Annotated in this window: 13 protein-coding genes; 4 read left to right on the top strand and 9 right to left on the bottom strand. The window is 55.7% G+C overall.

The annotated features are described in order from the left end of the window. Positions 1 to 41: 41 nt before the first annotated feature. The 4 genes from LC093_RS15720 to LC093_RS15705 form a co-directional block, all read right to left on the bottom strand. Positions 42 to 506 carry a DUF962 domain-containing protein gene (locus LC093_RS15720; RefSeq protein ID WP_226667023.1) on the bottom strand — a complete coding sequence of 155 codons (465 nt, stop codon included), beginning with the start codon at positions 504 to 506 and terminating at the stop codon, positions 42 to 44. Positions 507 to 661: 155 nt separating this feature from the next. Beyond that, entirely contained in the window at positions 662 to 1,096 is a 435-nt protein-coding gene (locus LC093_RS15715; protein ID WP_226667020.1) for a hypothetical protein, read from the bottom strand. 765 nt (positions 1,097 to 1,861) lie between these two features. After that, on the bottom strand, positions 1,862 to 2,179 hold the full coding sequence (locus LC093_RS15710; RefSeq protein ID WP_226667019.1) for a hypothetical protein: 318 nt from the start codon (positions 2,177 to 2,179) through the stop codon (positions 1,862 to 1,864). 17 nt (positions 2,180 to 2,196) lie between these two features. Beyond that, on the bottom strand, positions 2,197 to 2,823 hold the full coding sequence (locus tag LC093_RS15705; RefSeq protein WP_226667018.1) for a hypothetical protein: 627 nt from the start codon (positions 2,821 to 2,823) through the stop codon (positions 2,197 to 2,199). A gap of 16 nt (positions 2,824 to 2,839) precedes the next feature. On the opposite strand from LC093_RS15705, the gene LC093_RS20575 reads away from it, so the two are divergent. Continuing rightward, the gene (locus tag LC093_RS20575; protein ID WP_226667006.1) at positions 2,840 to 2,995 is read left to right on the top strand and encodes an IS3 family transposase; all 156 of its coding nucleotides are present in this window, start codon (positions 2,840 to 2,842) and stop codon (positions 2,993 to 2,995) included. Positions 2,996 to 3,417: 422 nt separating this feature from the next. Here the strand turns inward: LC093_RS20575 and LC093_RS15695 are convergent, their stop codons facing one another. From LC093_RS15695 to putP, 3 genes are all read right to left on the bottom strand, one after another. Next, positions 3,418 to 8,181, bottom strand: a complete 4,764-nt coding sequence (locus tag LC093_RS15695) for an RHS repeat-associated core domain-containing protein (RefSeq protein ID WP_226667005.1) — start codon at positions 8,179 to 8,181, stop codon at positions 3,418 to 3,420. 261 nt (positions 8,182 to 8,442) lie between these two features. After that, positions 8,443 to 8,955 (bottom strand): O-acetyl-ADP-ribose deacetylase, encoded by a 513-nt coding sequence (locus LC093_RS15690; protein WP_226667004.1) that lies wholly within the window; start codon positions 8,953 to 8,955, stop codon positions 8,443 to 8,445. Positions 8,956 to 9,026: 71 nt separating this feature from the next. Further along, the gene (gene putP / locus LC093_RS15685) at positions 9,027 to 10,496 is read right to left on the bottom strand and encodes a sodium/proline symporter PutP (protein WP_226666998.1); all 1,470 of its coding nucleotides are present in this window, start codon (positions 10,494 to 10,496) and stop codon (positions 9,027 to 9,029) included. A gap of 222 nt (positions 10,497 to 10,718) precedes the next feature. Between putP and LC093_RS15680 the strand changes: the two genes are divergently transcribed. Further along, positions 10,719 to 11,390: a hypothetical protein gene (locus LC093_RS15680; RefSeq protein ID WP_226666994.1), complete on the top strand. Its 672-nt coding sequence runs from the start codon at positions 10,719 to 10,721 to the stop codon at positions 11,388 to 11,390. On the opposite strand, the gene ttcA is transcribed toward LC093_RS15680, so the two are convergent. Continuing rightward, entirely contained in the window at positions 11,290 to 12,222 is a 933-nt protein-coding gene (gene ttcA, locus LC093_RS15675; RefSeq protein ID WP_226666989.1) for a tRNA 2-thiocytidine(32) synthetase TtcA, read from the bottom strand. The two genes, LC093_RS15680 and ttcA, sit on opposite strands and share 101 nt — an antisense overlap. A gap of 307 nt (positions 12,223 to 12,529) precedes the next feature. Next, positions 12,530 to 13,234 (bottom strand): arylesterase, encoded by a 705-nt coding sequence (locus tag LC093_RS15670; RefSeq protein WP_319004939.1) that lies wholly within the window; start codon positions 13,232 to 13,234, stop codon positions 12,530 to 12,532. A 57-nt stretch (positions 13,235 to 13,291) separates the two neighbouring features. Here LC093_RS15670 and LC093_RS15665 point away from each other — a divergent pair, with 57 nt between their 5' ends. Next, a complete protein-coding gene (locus LC093_RS15665) occupies positions 13,292 to 14,041 on the top strand; it encodes an ABC transporter ATP-binding protein (protein WP_226667435.1) in 750 nt (249 codons plus the stop codon). Continuing rightward, positions 14,041 to 16,494: an ABC transporter permease gene (locus LC093_RS15660; protein ID WP_226666983.1), complete on the top strand. Its 2,454-nt coding sequence runs from the start codon at positions 14,041 to 14,043 to the stop codon at positions 16,492 to 16,494. The genes LC093_RS15665 and LC093_RS15660 overlap by 1 nt, the downstream gene beginning before the upstream one ends. The last annotated feature ends 24 nt before the right edge of the window (positions 16,495 to 16,518 follow it).

The raw sequence follows: 16,518 nt of genomic DNA, 5'->3' as shown, positions 1-16,518 counted from the left end.
GATTCACTGGCGTCAGGTTTACGACATTTGGAGGGGTAAACTCAGTACCTGATCCCGACCTTACGATAAAGAAAACCGATCACCCAGGCCGGACCGACCAACAAAAATTGCACATCTTTAAAAAACGAAGGCTTTTTACCTTCAACGTGGTGTCCGATGAACTGGAACACCCACATCAGAGCAAACACCCCAACCGACCACCAGAGCACACTCTGCCCGGCCGCCTGAAGCGCGCTGCAGGACCACAGGCAAATGGCAGAGAGCGCAGCCATACCCAGCGCCAGCGGCATAGACATCAGCAGGTAAAACAACATCGTCGGCACCAGCGCTACCACCGCCCAGTTCAACCATGCAATCTGGGCCATCCACTCGGGCTGGGGAATAGACCAGAACAGGCCCACGACTGTCGCGTAGATCAGGGGAACCGCCACCCAGTGGATGGCCTTGTTGGTGGCATTCTGGTGGCTCTCGCCGTACTCGGTGAACCATTGATCTGCTGTGCGCATGTTGGATTCTCGCCTTAGTTGTTATTTGGGCTGGCTATGGAACGATAGTACTTCAAGAATTGAAAAGAACCGAGCAGTCACAATGCTCACTTTAGGTGGAGTTCCCTTGACCAGGGTTGGCTGAGTCAGCTCTATTCATGTATTCATTTCATCAATCATGAATTCCTTTTAATTGCTCCAAATGGGATTTTTAACAACCTAGATTCAGCTAAAGGCTGACGGTCATCAAAGTCATACTCCAGCAGATTAAACTCCTCAAGACTCAGCATGGAACCCGACTGCTCATCGAAAAATCGTTTGAACGGGTTCATATCAAGGTCATCACCAACTTCAAAACCTTCTATAGCCCCAATAACACCAAACAGATCATCTTCCTCGTCGTAGACATACACCCCAGAAGTCGAAAGACCATACTCTTTAATGCATTTAGAGCAATACCAAAATAGTTCATAACCATCATCATATGTCTGAACACACAAAGGGTAAGCCCTATGTCCTTGCAGAGAATTAGAATCCCTCGCAGAACTCAAATGAGAGCAGACATTCTCTTTACGCTGAAAATCCTTTTTAAACAAACTTTCTCGGTTCATGAATTTCACTCCAAATCAGGAAAATCAGCCTTAGACTATCGGCTCCACCCAACCATAAACTCTTTTGTATCTCAGTTACGAAGAACTGAAGTTTTAGGTTCATCACAAACTCCAGCGACCCTAAGCACACCAAAAACAGGAGGAGCTGCCAAACTGCATCAGCGAGATAGGCAAGAGCACTGCCATGACAAAGTAGCAGAATAAGAGTGTGACAAGCGGAAGGAGTTAAAGGGGGTCTAAACTATACGAACGGCACAGGTTATCGTTATCAAGACGCCTGCTGCCGATTCTCTGGCACCATGTCAGCAACTCAAGCAAACCGGGTCTCGTACTGGATACCCTGCTAGCAGTCCAGACATCAGCAGGTAAAATAACTTCGTCGGCACCAGCGCCACCTCCGGCCAATCTTGGCCACCCTCTCTGACTGGAAAATAGACCTGTCAAGGCCCCCTGCCGTTGCAGATACCACTGAAACCATCACATAACGGATGATCTTTTATTGGCATTCTGGTGGTTCTCGCCGTACTCGTTGAACCACTGGCCCACAATACGCACGCCGAATCCGAACCCTAGTTGCTATTGGGTTGTGACGCTAAGGGATAGCTCTCCAATAACAACTCGGAATCGAGCAGTTAAAAAGGCCTCTACCAACTTCACGGAAGAGAATGTGTCGAATCCATGCACCCGCACGTTCTACTTTATCGATATAAAAAGAATCACAAGCTCGCTTGACCAAGCCCGATATTTCACACCAAGAAAATATAATCAAACTGGATTACTTAACTCACCTAAAGCTTTTTTAGCTTCACCAACAAGACTATTTAACTCATTTTTATCAGACTGCATAAGGCATGCATTACTATTAAAGAGCAAATCAACAACCACCTTCTGAACTTCCTCACTCTCTCCAATCTCTGATTTTATTTTTTTCAATGTGACTTCTAGATCCTTAACCCAAACCCACTCCTCTTTTAACCAAAGCGCTATTTTTCTTTGAGCGGCCATATTTCTTAATTCAAGATAATGGGGGTCTTCACACATGGCCCCCAACAATATTTCCACCAACTCGACTTTACCAACCATCTAAATAACCAACCAAGTTACCCATTGCCAACATCTCGTTTATTTGCCGTTATTTTCACTTTTGTCGGAACATCCAACAACACCTCACCATCCACTTCGACATTTTGATTTCCCCACGCAGTTACTTCTATATCATCATAACCCAGTTTTACCCTCTCACGCCCGAACGAAATTCGCTTTATGGCTTCCGAGTGCATATTAGCCTCTCCACCTGCAACGCTTCCAGAAGCACGAATTTCGCTAAATTCTTTTTGAAAATTTTGTAGATTCTTCTTAATTATTGCCCCATCCAGAAACTTCGGGGGATAACCGTGGCATTTCGTATATATATCTATAGATTTGCTAATAATCTCATTCGCAAGACCAAAACCATCTCCTTTAAGCAAAACACCCCGATTAAATCTATTATTTATATAAAACTCCAATGACTCTAAATCCACACCCACCGATGTGAAAGCTAACTCCAAATAGTCTTCCTCAGCATCCAGATAGAATTGATATTCTGCCCCATACATCCTCTTGAACTTAATATCTTCTTTTTTAAAATAAACAATTCTTTCCCCGCTCGCAGTATGCGTAGGCCGAGAAGTAACTGAACATCCTTCTTCTTTAACCTTTAGACCAAGAGGGTCAATCCAACCCACTGGACTCTGAACATATGTGAAGGTCGAACTAATATGCGCGGAACGGTACGAGAGTATCGAGGACGCGAAGATCGGCATCTTCGAGTACATCGAAGTGCTCTATAACCGAGTACGCAGGCACTCCGCTATTGGGCATATTAGTCCTGCGGATTATGAGCACAAAAGTGCATAGTTAGGGTGCCTACTTATCGTGGGTAAGACCAATAAAAGCGAACCAATGATCTAAGATTCACACAATTTAACCTTATAACACCAAACCCAGGATATGAATGAAGCCAACTCCAGCCAAAAAAACCTGCATACCACTAATAATTTATAGCTTTCTATCGTTTTCCAGAGTCTCTCTAACCTTCCTACACCAATGTGAAATAACAGGCGGCTTATACTCAGAATACCTGTCTTCAAAAATTCTAGATAAAAGAAGCGCCTTCTCAAGATTCCGGCGCTCACTCAAATAATCAAGCAAAATTTCACAGGAAATTACAGCCTCTTCTCGCCACGAGACGTCTCCTCCTTGCGAAATTTTCCCTCGGAAATTGGAAATTATCTTCCCCCCCATAAAAACCAACTCTTCATATTGGCACTTATTATCCATTACTCCACCTCCAATTTCTTCAAATACTTCCCTGCCACTAGCCTTTTGGAATTATTTGGAACCCCTTCCTTCCCTCCTTCGCGCAAAACATCAAAAACATGTGTAAGACAACTGTTATTATCTACGCAATAGGGACCATCAGGACTATTCGACCTACGCACTTGATAATCAATTGCTGCCTGCGCGTCAGGAAGTATCGTAGAAATTATTTTATCCGGTTTCATCCCCAAAATTTCAGAAAAGTCTTCATTTTGAATCTCGGTTGGACCTCCCTGCCTTCCACTACTTTGCTGTTCTGTCACCATCTTCTGGCCGTTATACTGCACCTCTACAACAAAATGAACCTGCCGCCCCTCTTTGTACATTTTGATATTCGCAACTCCTTGCTTACAGGTTAATCCAAATGGGTCAATCCAAGAGAGGGGGTTAGGCACGTATCGATAAGAGTTAACACCGCCTGACAGGCCTATGGGATCTTGATTTAAAAAACTCCCCAAATTTGAATCATAGTACCGGAACCGGCTATAACTAAATCCACTTTCCTCGTCGTAATACTGCCCCTGAAACCGGATTGGCTGGAATATCTCTTCCTTGTGGGCAATAGCTACGTTGCCATAGCTCTTATAGCTAACACTCCAAACTACTCCCCCATCCGCATCGGTTAGCGCATCCGGGGTTCCCAGCTGATCGAGGTGGTAGCTGTAAACGTCACCACCTTCACTCAAAGCGATAGGCTTAAATGTGGCTGGTTCGAAGTAATAGTTACGGGATTTCAGATCCTGCCCAGTCTCCGTATCCCGGGCTCGCTCCTGTAGAAGAACGTCGCCATCCCACAGGAAATCAGTCGTCTGCGCCAGTCCCTTTTTGCTGATGCGGCGACCGAGTGCATCGTACTGATAACAGGTTTCGTTCTGTAGCTGCGCTTCGCCCTTGTCGTCTACCCGGTAGTGGGCAACCGCGATCAACTGGTGTTTGCTATTGTAGCGGTAGCGGGTTTGAAGCTTCTGGCCCTTGCCCCGCAGCGCGGCAATACGGTTGCCGTGGACATCGTATTCGTAATGGGTGTCGCCACGGAACTTCAGGCGGTTGCCGCTAACCTGGGTCGAGCCGGCTTCTTGTTTTGCCTCATCAGCACTACCGGCCGCGGCGAGGATGTTGTGTGCCGGGTCGTGAACGAAGTGTTCGGGGTTGGGGCCTTCGACCTGGGTCAGGCGGTCGAGGGCGTCGTAGTGGTACTGGCGGTCGCCGCGCAGGCTGTCGCCGATATGGGTGAGCTGGCCGCTGCGGTTGTAGCCGTAGGCGCGTTCGAGGATGGGGTTTTCTACCGGGCCTTCGCCCTTGCCCAGGCGCAGTTTTTGCAGACGGCCTTGGGGGTCGTACTGGCTTTCGGTGGCAAGGCCATTGCCGTGCTGGCGATGGGTTTCGCGGCCCAGCTCGTCGCGGCTGATCTGCGCCAGTAGCTGTTCTGCCTCTGCACCTGCCGGGCGGCGGTGCAGGCTTTCGAACTGGCCGGCAGCGTTGTAGCCGATGCGCAATTCTTCGCCATCGGGGAGTACGCTGGCGATGCGGTTGCCGGCGGCATCGTAGCGGTGGCGGATTTCGGCGTTATCCTGCCAGTCGCCAATTACCCGGCCACAGGCGTCGTATTCCCAACGCAGTTTACGGTGGGCGTTTTCCGCTTCGGTCACCTGGCCTATGCGGTTGTAGCGGAAGCTGGTTACGCCGTCCGGGGTGGTTTCCTGTAACAGCCTGCCGAACGCATCGCGCTCGAACAGGGTGTCGATACCTTTGCCTGACTCGCTATCGGTGACTGCGCGGCTGCCGACGAGATGGCCAGCGGCGTTATAGGCATAACGGGTGACCCGGCCATCGAAGCCGACCTCTTCAATCAGGCGTTCTTTCAGGTCGTATTTGAGCTGGTATTGCTCGCCGTTTTCATTGATCAGGCCAACTAGGTTGCGCTCGCCGTCGTACTGATATTGCAGGCGGCTGCCATCCGGGTTGGTACGCGCGGTGACCTGGCTGAGGCCGTCATAGTCATAGCGGGTGCTGCGGCCTTCGGCATCGGTGATATCCGCTACCAGCCCCTGGGCGTTATAGCGGTATTCCGTGCGCCCGCCGTCCGGGGCGATCACTGCGCTGATCCGGTCCTGGCTGTCGTATTCGTAGCGGGTGCTGAGTTCAGGCGCGTGTTGGACTTCGGTCAGGCGCTGGGCAATATCGTAGCGGTAGTGCTGCGAGCGCCCCATCGGGTCGTGTACCGCAGCCAGTTTGCCCTGGGGGTTCCACAGGTAGCGGGTGGTATTGCCCAATGGGTCGGTGACACTACCGACGAGGCCAATCGGGTTGTAGGTGTACTGGGTACTGTGGCCGAGCGGATCAGTCGACGCGGTGATCTGGCCGCTGGTGTTGTACTCGCGTTTCCAAACACGACCGCCGGCGTCAGTGATCTTGGCTGGCAGCCCTTCGGCGTTGTACTCGATACGGTGCATACCGCCGCTGGCGTCGGTCTTGGCGACCAGGCGCCCGTAATCGTCGTACTCGTAACGCTCTTGCCGCTGTTGGCCTTCTTCGGCCGGCAATTGCGCTGCAGTGAGCTGGCCGAGTGCATTGTATTCGTAGAGGGTCTCACCCCCTTCCTGGTCGCGATGGTAGATCGGCAGCGCGCGCTCGTTAAAGCGGTAGCGTTCCTCGCCACCGCGGGTATCGATGACATTTACGCCCTTTCCATCGTCATCCCATACAAAACGGTAGTTATAGGTGGGCTGGCCATTGATGTCGTCACCCCACTGGCGCAGACAGCGCGCGCCGGGCCCCTCGGCATCCCACTCAAAGTGGAAGTTGTAACCGGTCTTCAGGGTACGCTTGCTGATCACGTGGCCCTGGTACGCATAAGCCTCACTGAAGCCCTCCGCATCGGTCGCGCGAATCAGGTCGCCCTCGGCGCTGTATTCATAGCGCGCAAGGAGTTGGATACGGCCGTCCCGGGTTTCTTTTTTAAGTTCGCCGATGCGGCCATCGATGGGGGAAATATGCAGCGCTTCGCCGAGACTGCTTTCGACGCAGATCAGCTGCTTCTCGACGTAGTGGAAGCGGTAAAAATTGTTGTAGCCGTCGCGGATTTCCGACAGAGCCAAGCGGTTGTCACCGGGGTTCAGCGCCTTGAAGTGTTTCTGCAAGCCGGCCGGTGCACCGTAGGGAGTGATGACCCAGTGGTTGTCAGCGATGCGTTTGAGGCTCAGCTTTTCCACTACGTTGTGGCTGAGTCCGCTGCCGCCCGGATGTGGCAGCGCAATGACCCGGCCTTCGTTGTCGTGAAAATGCAGCGGGTTTCCGGCACCACGGTATTCGAGGCGCTCGCCGAGGGTATGGGTCCAGCCGTACCCGAGGCCGAAGTCATTGTGGTTGCTGCTGCGGTAGGTGCGCGCCATGGTCAGCGGCAGCGGGCCATCCAGCACAGCATCGACCAGCGTCAGGAACTCTTCGCCGGTCTTTAAGTTAATCGGATCACCGCCCGAACAGGTATTGCCATTGCACTGCGAGCTGTCGCCGTTGTGGTTGCGGCCGGTATCAGTGCTGTTTTTATCCGGCTCGTTGGGATCACCGGCCGGTTGCTGAGACGCCTTGCCGTCAGACTGTTTGGCGGCTGCGGATTTTCCGGAAGACTTTCCTCCACCGCTGGTTGCATCGGCAACCGCCGGCACCGTGGCCTCGGTAGACTTGAGATCAGACAGCGAGGCACCGCCGGATTTTGCCCCGCGGGTTTTGGCCAGCGCCTTGCGGCGGCGCAGGTAGCGGGCAAATTCCACCATTAAATCGCCGATGCCCTTGAACAGGGTCAACAGACGGGCATTTTTGGCCATCGCGGCGACGGCGCCGACGCCCCCGGTTACTGCGGTGAGGATAATGGTAAGAATGATTTCAAATAGCCCGCCCCCGATAAACTCGGCGATCTCAAGGCTATGCTGGGCTTTGGCATAGTCTTTGGCAAAGCGGCTGATATCGCTGCGCAGCGTCGGGTCATCGTAAATCAGATGCGCAATATCAAAGGCCTGCTCCAATTGCTCTGCGGTGATCGTGGTTGGATCAAACCCCAGCGCTTCCACCAGCTCTTTTTTGATCTTGCTTAGATACTCCCTGCCGGAGTCGTCATAGCTCTTGTCGTGTACGTAGTAGTCGTAGGTCGCATTCAACAGCGCGGTTTGCTGACGCACCGGGTTGACCAGCGCCGCCACGTCGGCAACATCCTTGGTCCATACCGCGAGCCCCCAGGCCGCCTGCCCCAGAGCCTTGGCCGTGTGCGCCACGTATGCGCCAGTTTTTTCCAAGTTGTTGCGCTTTTCATGTACAGCCTGGATTCGCGCGGCCTCGGCACGCTCTTCGGCGATGACTTTCTGCAGTCCCATACGGATGCCATTGCGCAGTTTGGACAAGCGAGCATCCAGCTCTTCCTCTCGCAATGGCGCCACCTCGACCAGCAGGCGATGCTGGCGAACCGCGACATACACCGCGCGATGCGTTTCACTGAAATGAGACGGGGCATCAGAGCCGTGCAATGCGAGCAGCTGATCCTGCCCATGCTGAACAGCGAGAGCAAGGGATCGTGAGGCAAGAAACTGATCGTAGATCTGATCAAGAATCGATGGGGAAAAAGAGGCGAGAAGACCCGCAGCAGCGTCGTTATCAAATGAAGTGGGGGCGGTCGCCCAACCTTCACTAACCCTAAAGCGGTCCCCCCGCTGGTTCTCAACAAGAATTTGCATGAATTTTCCCTTTCAGTACGCGGCCATCATTTGCCACGTGAATCCTTAGGGGCGAAATTCTAAAAGATGTACACAGCACGGCAAAGCAAAGTGCTGTGATGAACTCCATTTATTGCATAATTTCTTGAATAATTTTTTGCTCGCGGGCGTGACTGTTACGGCAGTGCTAATTAAGTCTCAAAAAAAACCGTGCAACACGCACTATTTGCTCCCTCGCGTAGCTCAAACAATGCGTGTGCGTACCAATTAACCGGCGTTTAACTACCGACGCACAACCGCATCCAGCTGCAGGCGGTAGAGCTCAGCCATGTCGTCATCAATACAGCAGAAAATAATATGGCGCGGCCCACCATCCCGATCCAGGTGTTGTTGCACCTGTTCGACCGCAATTTCCACGGCCTGCTCTGGGGGGTAGTCGTAAATTCCGCAACTGATGGCGGGGAAGGCGATGGTGTGAATATTTTCCCGGCGGGCCAGTGCCAGGCACTGGCGATAGCAACTGGCGAGTAACTCCGGTTCACCCAGATTACCGCCCCGCCACACCGGTCCTACGGTGTGGTAAATACGCTTTACCGGCAATCGGAAACCCGGGGTTGCACGCACGTCACCCACCGGGCAGCCGCCAATCTGGCGGCAGGCTTCCAGCAATTCAGGGCCCGCGGCACGGTGAATGGCGCCGTCAACACCACCCCCGCCCAAAAGCCGCTGGTTGGCTGCGTTGACGATTACATCGACATGTAACCGAGTGATATCACCGAGGTGTACTTCGATCACTCCAGATACTCCAACCGCGGCACCACCGGTCAGGCGTGAATATTCACGCCAAACACTGTGAGTTTAGAGTGCTACTGCCCCAGCAATTGACGGTGGCGCGTTGATACTTGATCGGGGCAATGCGTCACAGCACTAACTAAAACAATAGCAGTTGCAGAGAGTATGAAGCCCGGAAGCAGTTCGTAGACATCGAAGATACCACCGGAAAGCTGTTTCCAGATCAAAACGGTAAGCCCGCCGACCACTACACCGGCAATGGCACCGGCGCCAGTCATACGCGACCAGTACAGGCTGATCAGAATCGTCGGACCAAACGCTGCCCCCAACCCGGCCCAGGCATAAGCCACCACATCCAGCACTTTGGACTCGGGGTCCATTGCGATCCCGACCGCGATCAGGGACAACCCGATCACCGCCCAGCGGCCCACCACCACCAGGCGCTCGGACGAAAGCTCGCGCCCGAACCACACATGGTAAATATCTTCGGCAAGCGCGGCGGAAGATACCAACAACTGCGAGTCCGCCGTACTCATAATGGCCGAAAGAATCGCAGCCAGCAGAATACCTGCGACCAACGGATGGAAAAGTGCCTCGACCAGAGCCATAAAAATCCGCTCGCCATCTGGCAGCGTCTGCGAAAGTTCCAGATGCCCGAATAACCCCACCGCCATAGCACCGAGAAATCCTGCCAGTGACCAGACTGCCGCCACGGTAGCTGCAGCCGGCATGTCATCGGGGTGCCGCAGCGCCTTAAAACGCGCAAGGATATGCGGCTGGCCAAAGTAACCCAGCCCCCAGGCCAACGAACTCAAAATGGCGGCAGTGGTAAGTGTTGCGCCGGTGTTATCGCTCATCCAGTGCATCAGTTCCGGGTGCTGTTGCTGCATGGTGGACCAGGCATTACCAAGGCCGCCCTCATCCGAAATAACCATCACCGGTACAATAACCAGCGCCAGGCTCATCAGCAGTCCCTGGAAAACATCCGTCCAGGAAACCGCGAGGAAGCCACCGAACAACGTGTAGGAAATCACTGCCGCAGCACCGATAAATACTGCCCATTGATAATCCCACCCGAACACCGTCTCGAACAACTTGCCACCGGCAATGAGGCCGGACGCCACGTAGAACAGGAAAAACAACAGGATGAAAAATGCGCTGATCGTGCGCAGGTAAGGGTGCGCCAAATTGAAGCGCCGATGCAGATAGGCCGGTACCGTAAGCGAATCATCCAGCGCGTAAGAATAAATCCGCAGGCGGCGGGCCATGGTGATCCAGCTCAGCAGAATTCCACTGAACAGACCGATGGCAATCCATGCAGAAGATAGCCCCGTGGCGTAAGCCGCACCGGGCAGTCCCAGCAGCAGCCAACCACTCATATCCGACGCCCCCGCACTCAGCGCCGCCACCGCAGGCGGCAGCGAGCGCCCGCCAAGAAAGTAATCACTCGCATTCTTGGTGCGCTGATAGGCGTAGACACCAATCGCCAGAATGAACGCCAGATAGGCGATAAAGGTTAGAGCGACAAGCCATTGTCCGGACATGTAGAGATCCCCGTCTGTTTTGGCAGAGATAGCCTTTTGAGGCGAAATTTTAGGCTCTGCCTGTTGTTATTGGTCTTAATTGCGCGCAAATCTACCGATTTGCTGGCGTTTGCTCAATCCGCAAACTACACATTGGGTGTAACAGGACGCAGAAAACGGAATGTTCATGCGCCTCACCATCCCGGTAGTACATGCCGGCTGTAGGGAAGAATCGACAACACTATGGGTATTTGTCTAGACGAACTGCGGTTACTGGTAGTTCGTCCCACGTTGAAGCAATTACGCGCCTGGTCACCGGGTATGGAAGCCCTGCTCCTCGGCACCGCAGCCCAGGAATCCGAACTCGGGTTTCACCTCAAGCTCGGCCGGCGCCACGGCATGGGTATATTCCAGATACAGCCCACTACCCACCGACAGATCTGGGATGAATACCTGATCAACTTCCCAGCGCTTGCGTCAAAGGTACGCGGTCTCGCCAGCCAGCGCGACTTCCTGCAACACCCCCACGCCGAACTGGCCACCAACTTGCGCTACGCAACCGCCATCGCCTGGCTCATCTACCGCGCAGCAGGCATCGACCAAGTGGAGCGTGAAGATCTGCCCAGAATGGCCAAACTGTGGAAAAAATACTTCCACCACGGCCCCAGCGCCAGCCTGCGGGACTTCGTCGACAGCTACTGCCGGCTAATCAAACCCGCGGAAAAGTGCCTGCCCCAAAACGACACTGCCGCGGCAAATGCCACGGCAGTGAATGAAGCGCTAAGCAAAGAGAGCGTGGCTCAAGAAGGTGCAGTTAAAGATTGCGAGCCTCAATATACATTGGCTGCGCAGCCTCAACCTGCTCCTCCTCGCGAGCATCCTCAGGAATCCAGGAATCCACAGACTGCTCGATAGAACGCGCATCCACCTCACGCGCCGGCTCAGACCGATCCAGCTCCAGGCTCTCGAAATCATACAGATCCCGGTCCGCCAGCTGCGACGGCGACACCCGGGTAAGCGCCGCAAAAATATTATCGCTGCGCCCCGGGAACTTACGCTCCCAGTCATTCAGCATGCCCTTGATCGCCTGGCGCTGCAGGTTCTCCTGACTGCCGCACAGGTTGCACGGAATAATCGGGAACTGCTTGTGCTCCGCAAACGCAATCAGGTCTGACTCGCGGCAGTACGCCAACGGACGAATCACAATATTGCGCCCATCATCCGCGCGCAGTTTCGGCGGCATCGCCTTCAGGCGGCCACCGTAAAACATATTCAGGAACAACGTCTCGACGATATCGTCCTTGTGATGCCCCAGCGCCACCTTGGTCGCACCGATCTCCTCCGCAAAGCCATACAGGGTACCGCGACGCAAGCGCGAGCACAGACCGCAGGTAGTCTTACCTTCCGGCACCACCTCTTTCACCACACTGTACGTATCCTTGTTGACGATGTGGTAAGGCACCCCAACGGACTGCAGGTACTCCGGCAGCACATGCTCCGGGAAACCCGGCTGCTTCTGATCCATATTGACCGCCACCAGCTCAAAATTAACTGGCGCAGTCTTTTGCAGGTTCATCAGGATTTCCAGCATCGCATAGGAATCCTTACCACCGGACAGGCACACCATCACCTTATCGCCCTCTTCAATCATGTTGAAGTCGGCGATCGCCTTGCCCACATTGCGGCGCAGGCGCTTTTGCAGCTTGTTGAATTCCAGCCGGTCGCGGCGGTTTTCCAGGTCAGACATGGGTAAATCTCAAATACAGAACCATCAAGAAGCTGGGCACGCCTGCGGCTTTGCTCAACCTACAAAAAATTAACTACGAAGCTCAAACGCAAATGCGAAGGCGCTGACGCCGGGCAAGCCATTGCGGGACCGTCTGTGGCCATGGACGGCCACAGCCGAGCGTTCAGGGATGAACTCGTAGCGTGTCCCGCAATGGCTTGCGCGGCGGCAGTGCCGCCACCGAACCAGCTACAAAGCGAAACACCTCAGAGCCCCACCAACCAAGGAGTAGGGTCTAAAAATCAGGGCGCGATTGTACGCTTTTCGATCATGAAGTGCACAGGCTATCGGACCGGATATCCCCATTGCCTTTCAATATGGTCTCGAGGCAGGGCCACACGTGATCCAGCAGTGCCGGCTGGGCCTTGGCCGTAGGGTGAATGCCATCTGACTGCATAGTCCCCTCCTCCAGCGCCACCGGCTCCAGGAAAAACGGCACCAGCGGCACCTTCTCCTTCTCCGCCACCTTCGGATACACCGCCGCAAACGCCCGCGTATACGCCTTGCCGTAATTTGGCGGCATCTGCATACCCAGCAGCAATACCTCTGCACCACCGTCCCGCGCCAACTTCACCATCCGCAACAGATTGCTCTGCAACGCCTTTGGCGGATATCCACGCAGACCGTCATTGCCGCCCAACTCCACCACCACCCAATCCGGGCTGTGCTCACTCAGCAAACGCGGCAGACGCGCCAGGCCACCCGCCGAGGTCTCCCCACTCACACTGGCGTTCACCACCGAAATATCCAGATCTTTCTCCGCCAGCCGGTTGCGCAGCAACTGTACCCAACCCTCGCGCTCATCAATGCCATAGGCCGCACTGATACTGTCCCCCAGCACCACCAGCGTCCTCGATTCATCCGCATCTACCTGGCCAACGTAAACAACCATGAGTAACGGGATCAACGCGACGAACCGCAAACAGCGCGGGACAAAACCGCCCGCCAAGTACCGGAAAAAATCTGCCGCCATGTCATACTCTCCAGATAAAACTTGAACCGCATTTTGCAGGAATTACAGGGACTTGCCATGTCGATCATGCTAAAAGCTGAACACCTTCACCATCGAGTCGCCACCAGTGAAGGGCCACTCACACTGCTGAACGACATTTCACTGCAACTGCCCCACGGCCAAAGCCTCGCCATTACCGGCGCCTCCGGCTCCGGCAAATCCACCCTGCTGGGCCTGCTGGCCGGCCTCGACCGCCCCACCGAAGGCAGGATCTGGCTCGCCAACCAAGAAATTACCGCCATGGACGAAGAACAGCGTGCCGAACTCCGCGCCCGCTGCGTCGGCTTCGTATTCCAGACATTCCAGTTACTCCCCGGACTTACCGCACGAGAGAACGTCATGCTGCCAAGCGAGCTGCGTGGCGAGCGCAATGCCGGCAAACGGGCGGAAGAATTTCTCGACCGCGTCGGCCTCGGTCACCGCCTGCAACACTACCCGCGCCAGTTATCCGGCGGCGAACAGCAGCGGGTCGCACTGGCCCGCGCGTTTTGCAGCATTGCCCCTATCGACCACAGTACTTCCAGTAGCGGTTCGACCACCAGTAACGGCATCCTGTTCGCCGACGAACCCACCGGCAGCCTCGACGCGCATAATGGCGAAAAGGTCATCGACCTGCTATTCAACCTCAACGCCGAAACCGGCACCACCCTGGTGCTGGTAACCCACGAACAGCGCCTGGCCGAACGCTGTGGCGCCCATCTGCGCATGGCGGCCGGTGAAATTACCACCGAAGAGCTGCCCGGTAACCTCTCGGAGGTATCTGCCTGATGCTGCCCCTCAGACTGCTCAGCCGTGACTGGCGCGGCGGCGAGTTGGCCCTCATCGCCACCGCGCTTATTCTCGCGGTCAGCTGTGTCACCGCCATCGCGCACTTCAGCGACCGCCTCACCCGTGCCATGCACATTCAGTCCCAGAGTTTCCTCGCCGCCAAGCGGGTACTGCAAAGCAGCAAGGAAGTGCCGGCAGAGTGGCTCGCAAAGGCCGACGAACTGGGGCTCGAGCGGGCCGAGACCGTCACCTTCGCCTCCATGCTGTCGGCGGGGGATGAATTCCAGTTCGCCTCCGTGAAAGCCGTCAGTGACGGCTACCCGCTGGTGGGCCACCTCGAGATGCGCCCCACAACAGAGGCTCAATCCCGGGAAACACGCCAGGGACCGGAGCCCGGTAAAGTCTGGCTGGAAGCCCGCCTGCTGCCACTCATGCAACTGGATATCGGCGACGAGCTGCAGCTCGGCGACAGCAGCTTCCTTATCGACGGCATCATCGACCATGAACCGGATCGCGGCGCCAACCTGTTTTCCATGGGCGCCCGGCTGATGATGAATACCGACGACCTGGCCGCCACCAACATCCTCCAGCCCGGCAGTCGCGTCACTTACCGCTACCTGCTGGCCGGAGACGATGCCGCACTGGATCGCTACCTCAAATGGCTAAAGCCCAAACTGACCCTGCATGAGCACATCATCGACCTGCAGCAGGGACAGCCGCGCGTCGCGCAGGCTCTGAATCGTGCCGAGCGTTTCCTGTACCTCGCCGCCAGCCTCGCCGTGCTGCTCGCCAGCGTCGCCGTCGGTCTCGCCGCGCGCCGCTACGGCTTGCGCCATGCAAATTACGTCGCCGTGATGAAAAGCCTCGGCGCGGGCAAGCGCAAAATTCTCACCATTTACTTCGGCCAGATGGCCGCGCTGACCCTGATCGCCACCGCAGTCGGCCTCACCATAGGTTCCCTTGTGCAGTCACAAGCGGTGAACCTGTTGCAGGGCTTCTTCCCGGTTACGCCGCCGCCCAGTAGCTGGCAACCGCTGCTGGTCGGCATCGCCACCGGCCTCGCCTGCGTGATCGGCTTCGCCCTGCCACCACTGTTCCGCCTCGCCCAGACCGATCCCATGCAGACCCTGCGCCAGGACTGGAGCAACCCGGACAAGCGCGAGTGGTTCGGCCTGATTCCCGGGCCCCTGAGCATGCTGCTTCTGATCTGGTGGCTCTCCGGCAGCCTTGCCATCACCGCCGCCCTGCTTACCGGCCTCGCCCTGCTGGTGGCCGGCAGCGCGCTGGTCAACCGCCTGCTGGTCCGCGGCCGGCTCGCCGCGCTCGGTGGCAGCTGGCGTATTGCGCTGGGCAGCCTGCAACGCCGCGCCAGCTTCAACACCCTGCTGATCGCCGCCTTTGGCACCGGCCTGCTGGCCATGCTCGCCATGTTCTACGCGCGCACGGCGTTGATCGATGAGTGGAAAATGCAGCTGCCGGAAAACGCGCCCAACCACTTCCTGATGAACATCGCGCCCTTTGAGCTCGAGCAGGTAAAGCGCAAAATCGCGGATGAAAAGCTCGAAGGGACCGAGTTCTATCCTATGGTGCGCGGACGCCTGATCGCCGTAAACGGCACCAAAGTAACCGAGCGCGAACAGAAAGACGGCTCCATCCGCCGCGAACTCAACCTCAGCTGGACGGACACCCTGCCCGCCGACAACAAAATCGTCGCCGGCGACTGGTGGAATGAAAGCAATCGCGACGGTGTCTCGGTGGAAGTCGAAGTCGCCGCCCGCCTCGGCCTTGAAATGGGTGATGTACTGCGCTTCTCCATCGGCGGCCTAGAAACCGAAGCCCCGATTACCAGCTTCCGTACCCTCGACTGGAACAGCATGCGCCCCAACTTCTTCATGCTGTTCGCCCCCGGAAGCCTCGACAACTTCCCGGCGACCTACATCCAGAGTTTCTACCTGCCGCCGGAAGACAAACTGTTCGTGAACGAACTGGTAAAAGACTTCCCCAGCCTCAGCATTATCGAGCTGGATAAAATCATCGATAACATCCGCGAAACCATCAGCCAGGTCGCCATCGCCATCGAATCCGTCCTCGGCCTGATGCTGGTGGCCGGTGTACTGGTACTGATCGCCGGCGTGCGCGCCAGCATCGCCGAGCGTTTGCAAGAAGCCGCCGTAATCCGCACACTGGGCGGCCGCCGGCAGCTGCTGGTACGCAGCCTGATGATTGAATTCGGTTTGATCGGTATCGCCGCCGGCTTACTCGCCGCGGCTGGCACCGAGGCATCGCTGGCGGTACTGTCGCAGCGCGTGTTTGATCTGCCGTTTAACCTGCATCCAGGCCTGTGGCTGTTGGGGCCGTTGGCAGGCGCACTGCTGGTAGGTACTGCTGGCACGCTGGCGTGCAGAAGTGCGGTGAGCCAGCCTCCTTTAAAGGTTTTGCGAGAGTTGGCTTGATAAGCGCCGTGAGGCGCTGGATTC

It is taken from the genome of Microbulbifer aggregans (assembly GCF_020524005.1).
GTDB classification, from domain to species: domain Bacteria; phylum Pseudomonadota; class Gammaproteobacteria; order Pseudomonadales; family Cellvibrionaceae; genus Microbulbifer; species Microbulbifer aggregans_A.
The sequence above is the reverse complement of the archived record's forward strand: the minus strand, read 5'-3'. Positions and strand labels throughout refer to the sequence as shown.

What these genes read in the sequence shown, in the direction of transcription:
- LC093_RS15720 (WP_226667023.1), bottom strand. Translation starts at nt 506, where the DNA reads ATGCGCACAGCAGATCAATGGTTCACCGAGTACGGCGAGAGCCACCAG.
- LC093_RS15715 (WP_226667020.1), bottom strand. Translation starts at nt 1,096, where the DNA reads ATGAACCGAGAAAGTTTGTTTAAAAAGGATTTTCAGCGTAAAGAGAAT.
- LC093_RS15710 (WP_226667019.1), bottom strand. Translation starts at nt 2,179, where the DNA reads ATGGTTGGTAAAGTCGAGTTGGTGGAAATATTGTTGGGGGCCATGTGT.
- LC093_RS15695 (WP_226667005.1), bottom strand. Translation starts at nt 8,181, where the DNA reads ATGCAAATTCTTGTTGAGAACCAGCGGGGGGACCGCTTTAGGGTTAGT.
- putP (WP_226666998.1), bottom strand. Translation starts at nt 10,496, where the DNA reads ATGTCCGGACAATGGCTTGTCGCTCTAACCTTTATCGCCTATCTGGCG.
- LC093_RS15680 (WP_226666994.1), top strand. Translation starts at nt 10,719, where the DNA reads ATGGGTATTTGTCTAGACGAACTGCGGTTACTGGTAGTTCGTCCCACG.
- ttcA (WP_226666989.1), bottom strand. Translation starts at nt 12,222, where the DNA reads ATGTCTGACCTGGAAAACCGCCGCGACCGGCTGGAATTCAACAAGCTG.
- LC093_RS15670 (WP_319004939.1), bottom strand. Translation starts at nt 13,234, where the DNA reads ATGGCGGCAGATTTTTTCCGGTACTTGGCGGGCGGTTTTGTCCCGCGC.
- LC093_RS15665 (WP_226667435.1), top strand. Translation starts at nt 13,292, where the DNA reads ATGTCGATCATGCTAAAAGCTGAACACCTTCACCATCGAGTCGCCACC.
- LC093_RS15660 (WP_226666983.1), top strand. Translation starts at nt 14,041, where the DNA reads ATGCTGCCCCTCAGACTGCTCAGCCGTGACTGGCGCGGCGGCGAGTTG.